The sequence below is a fragment of the Kribbella sp. NPDC002412 genome (genome assembly GCF_053592935.1).
In genome coordinates this window covers 1-3926 of sequence record NZ_JBSFBL010000131.1, presented here as the reverse complement: position 1 = coordinate 3926, position 3926 = coordinate 1, and the positions used below count along the sequence as shown (strand labels likewise).

General features: G+C 69.2%; 5 protein-coding genes and 1 pseudogene. 1 reads left to right on the top strand and 5 read right to left on the bottom strand.

Going from position 1 to position 3926, the window contains the following annotated elements; translation table 11 throughout:
- A pseudogene (locus ACWCOV_RS41615) lies at positions 1 to 283 on the top strand (LLM class flavin-dependent oxidoreductase); the annotation flags it as partial.
- Here the strand turns inward: ACWCOV_RS41615 and ACWCOV_RS41610 are convergent.
- The 5 genes from ACWCOV_RS41610 to tsf form a co-directional block, all read right to left on the bottom strand.
- Positions 276 to 863, bottom strand: coding sequence for a GNAT family N-acetyltransferase (locus ACWCOV_RS41610; RefSeq protein WP_449834896.1), 588 nt, complete (start codon positions 861 to 863; stop codon positions 276 to 278). The pseudogene ACWCOV_RS41615 and the gene ACWCOV_RS41610 sit on opposite strands and share 8 nt — an antisense overlap.
- A complete protein-coding gene (locus ACWCOV_RS41605; RefSeq protein WP_449834895.1) occupies positions 860 to 1708 on the bottom strand; it encodes a phosphatidate cytidylyltransferase in 849 nt (282 codons plus the stop codon). Before ACWCOV_RS41605 ends, ACWCOV_RS41610 begins: the two co-directional genes overlap by 4 nt.
- The gene (frr, locus tag ACWCOV_RS41600) at positions 1708 to 2262 is read right to left on the bottom strand and encodes a ribosome recycling factor (protein ID WP_449834897.1); all 555 of its coding nucleotides are present in this window, start codon (positions 2260 to 2262) and stop codon (positions 1708 to 1710) included. The genes ACWCOV_RS41605 and frr overlap by 1 nt, the downstream gene beginning before the upstream one ends.
- A 165-nt stretch (positions 2263 to 2427) precedes the next feature.
- Complete coding sequence (gene pyrH / locus ACWCOV_RS41595; protein ID WP_360526336.1) at positions 2428 to 3189, bottom strand: UMP kinase; 762 nt, start codon at positions 3187 to 3189, stop codon at positions 2428 to 2430.
- Between the two features lie 52 nt (positions 3190 to 3241).
- Positions 3242 to 3926, bottom strand: a 685-nt coding sequence (gene tsf, locus ACWCOV_RS41590) for a translation elongation factor Ts (protein WP_449834894.1), incomplete at its 5' end; no start/stop codon positions are given.

The window sequence follows — 3926 nt, the reverse complement described above, 5'->3', positions numbered from 1 at the left end:
GGCGTGGTCCAGTGCCTACTCCCGCACGCGCGGGGTGTTTCCTCCGCTGGAGCCCGTGCGCGAGCGCGACATGACCGAGAAGGAACGCGGGTTCTTCGAGCAGTCGCTGCGCGGCCAGATCTACGGCACCCCGGACGAGGTCGACTCCGCGCTGGGCGGGCTTGTCCGCCGTACGGCCGCGGACGAGGTGCTGCTGACGACGAGCACCTACGACCGGTCGGCCCTGCTGCGCACGTACGACGCCCTCGCCGAGCTGGCCGGGACGCGCAGCACCGTCAGCTGAGCCGGTCCTCCAACCGTTTGCGGACCTCCGGCCACTCGTCGACCAGGATCGAGAACACCACGGTGTCGCGGAACGACCCGTCCGCGAGCCGTTTGTGCCGGCGCAGTACGCCCTCCCGCGTCGCGCCGAGCTTGGCGATCGCCGCTTGCGACCGGGTGTTCGCCGTACCGGTCTGGATCTTCACCCGGCCGAAACCGCAGTCCTCGAACGCGTGCTGCAGCAGCAGGAGCTTGCACTCCGGGTTGACCTTGGTCCCCCACACCGCCGGCGCGTACCCTGTCCAGCCGAGGTGCACCGACTCGTTCGCCAGGTCGACGTCGCCGAGGCTCGTCGTACCGACGACTGTGCCGTCGGCAACCGTCCGGACGACGTACGCGACCCGCTGAGCCGACGACTGCACCCACTGCTCCGCCATCTCGGCCGCATCGGCAGGCAGCCCGGCGATCCCGCCACCGAAGCCGGACGCGTACACCTGCTCGTGCGCGATCGCGTCGTACAACGGCTCGATGTCGGAGGCAACAAGCCGGTCCAGCCGTACGACGTTGCCGGTCAGCGGCCGTCCGTCCGGTGCGATCGTCATGCCTTCACCAGCACATGCAGCAGCAGCCAGACGGCCGGAGCCGTTGCCAGCAAGGAGTCCAGCCGGTCCATCACGCCGCCGTGACCGGGCAGCAGGTTGGACATGTCCTTGATACCGAGGTCCCGCTTGATCATCGACTCACCGAGATCGCCGACGGTCGCTGTGCAGACGGCCACCGCGCCGACGATCGCGCCGGCCCACCAGTCCCCGTCGAGCAGCCAGACGACCGACCCGATGCCGGCGCCGATACAGGCGAGCGTCGAGCCGGCGAAACCCTCCCAGGACTTCTTCGGGCTGATCGCCGGCGCCATCGGGTGCCTACCGAACAGCACGCCGGCCGCGTAACCGCCGACATCGCTCGCAACCACGACCAGGAAGAAGGTCAGCACCCGCATCGGCCCGTCCGCCTCCGGCTGGACCAGCAGGATCGCGAAGCCGGCCAGCAACGGGACGTAGCCGATCAGGAACACGCCGGCGCTCGCGTCGCGGACGAACCCGACCGAACCGCCCGGCATCCGCCAGAAGATCGTGGCCAGCACGGTGATTGCCAGCGCGACCAGGAGCGCCATCGGCCCACCGAAGTACGCCGCCAGCAGCATCGCCGTCGTCCCCACGAACAGCGGGATCCGCGGGATGACCGCCCCACCGGTGCGCAGGGCCTTGATCATCTCGTCGACGGCCACCAGCACGGTGGCCAGCACCAGGAAGGTGAACAGGACCTTCTGCCAGAACAGCGATCCGAGGATCAGCGCGCCGAGCCCGACTCCGACCCCGATCGCCGCGGGCAGGTTCCGCCCGGCGCGGCTCGGGCTGGGACTCGGCGCGGGCGTGCTCTCGACGCCCATCACACCTCGAGCAGTTCGGCTTCCTTGTGCTTGAGCAGCTCGTCGATCGAGTCGACGTACTTCTTCGTCAACCCGTCGAGCCGCTTCTCAGCACTCTTGCCCTCGTCCTCGCCCGCCTCGCCGTCCTTGACGGTCTTGTGCACCTGGTCCATGGCGTGCCGGCGGATGTTGCGCACCGAGACCCGGGCCTCCTCGGCCTTGGTCTTGGCGACCTTGATGTACTCCTTGCGCCGCTCCTCGGTCAGCTGCGGCATCACGACCCGGATCACCGCGCCGTCGTTGCCCGGGTTCACGCCCAGGTCGGAGTCACGGATCGCCTTCTCGATCGCGTTCATCGCGCCCTTGTCGTACGGCGAGATGAGCACGGTGCGCGGCTCCGGCACCTGGAAGCCGGCCAGCTGCTGCAGCGGCGTCGGCGTGCCGTAGTAGTCGGCCAGGAGGCTGGCGAACATCTGCGGGTGCGCCCGGCCGGTGCGGATCGCGGCGAAGTCGTCCTTCGCGACCTCCACGGCCTTCGCCATCTTCTGCTCGGCTTCGCGGAGAGCTTCGTCGATCACGACATTCCTCGCTTCCTCAGGGCCGCCTCGGCGCGGCCACCTCAACCCTACGAACGCAGGTCTACCAGATAACGGACGTCATGCCCGTGTGTCGATCGATCCTAGTGCTTGTCCCCCGCCGCGCCGATCCCGGGCTGGCGTACGGCGTACGCCGTACGTGCGCTACTGGCCGAGCGAGACGACGGTGCCGATCTTCTCGCCGCGCACGACCCGGGCGATGTTGCCCTCCTCGAGGCCGAAGATGACGATCGGCAGCGCGTTGTCCCGGGCCAGGCTGATCGCGGTGGCGTCGGCCACCCGCAGCCCGCGGGCCAGGAAGTCGTCGTACGACAGCTGGTCGAACTTGACCGCGTCCGGGTTCTTCTTCGGGTCGGAGTCGTAGACACCGTCCACACCCTGCTTGCCCATCAGCAGCGCCTCGGCGCCGATCTCCAGCGCGCGCTGCGCGGCGACCGTGTCGGTGGAGAAGTACGGCATCCCGGAGCCGGCGCCGAAAATCACCACGCGGCCCTTCTCCAGGTGCCGCTCGGCCTTGCGCGGGATGTACGGCTCGGCGACCTGGCCCATCGTGATCGCGGTCTGCACCCGGGTCTCGATCCCGAGCTTCTCCAGGAAGTCCTGCAGGGCCAGGCAGTTCATCACGGTGCCGAGCATGCCCATGTAGTCGGCCCGGTTCCGCTCCATGCCACGCTGCTGGAGCTCGGCGCCGCGGAAGAAGTTGCCGCCGCCGACCACCACGGCGACCTGGACGCCGGCCCGGGCCACCTCGGCGACCTGCTTGGCGATCGAGTTCACCACGTCGGGGTCGACGCCGAGCTTGCCGCCGCCGAACACCTCACCCGACAGCTTGAGCAGCACCCGGTGGTAGGCCGGATCGAACGGCGAAGAGGCCGGTCTCGTCTCGGTACCCAGGGCTTCCGTCACGATTCCGGCCTCCTCGATCGTTGCTTCGTGCTGTCCTCAGTCGGCCAGGGCCTCAGGCGCCGACCTCGAAGCGGGCGAACCGCTTCACGGTCACGCCGGCCTCGTCGAGCACGGCCTTCACGGTCTTCTTGCTCTCCTGGACCGACGGCTGCTCGAGCAGCACGACCTCCTTGAAGAAGCCGTTCACCCGGCCCTCGACGATCTTCGGCAGCGCCTGCTCCGGCTTGCCCTCCTCGCGGGCGGTCGCCTCGGCGATCCGCTTCTCGTTCTCGACCGTCTCGGCCGGGACCTCGTCGCGGGTGGTGTACAGCGGGCGCATCGCGGCGGCCTGCATGGCGGCGCCACGGGCGGCCTCGACGTTGTCGCCCTCGAACTCGACCAGGACGCCGACCTGAGCCGGCAGGTCCGCGGCGCGCTTGTGCATGTACGCCGTCACCTGGCCGTCGAACACGGCCACCTTGCCGAGCTCGAGCTTCTCGCCGATCACCGCGGCCAGCGCCTCGATGTTCTCGGCGACGCTCTTGCCGTCGGCCAGCTTCTCGCCGAGCAGGCCCTCGATGTCGCCGACCTTGCTCGCGGCGGCGTGCGCGACGATGTCGGCGGCCAGCTGCTGGAACTGCTCGTTCTTGGCGACGAAGTCGGTCTCGCAGTTGAGCTGGACCAGCGCGTTCTCCGCCGCGGCCAAGCAGGAACGAGTAGATGTCCAGGATCCACAGCTGCTCGGTGCTGTCCGCACC

Excerpts from the sequence above, each read along its gene's own strand:
- ACWCOV_RS41605 (WP_449834895.1), bottom strand. The coding sequence starts at position 1,708 with ATGGGCGTCGAGAGCACGCCCGCGCCGAGTCCCAGCCCGAGCCGCGCC.
- ACWCOV_RS41610 (WP_449834896.1), bottom strand. The coding sequence starts at position 863 with ATGACGATCGCACCGGACGGACGGCCGCTGACCGGCAACGTCGTACGG.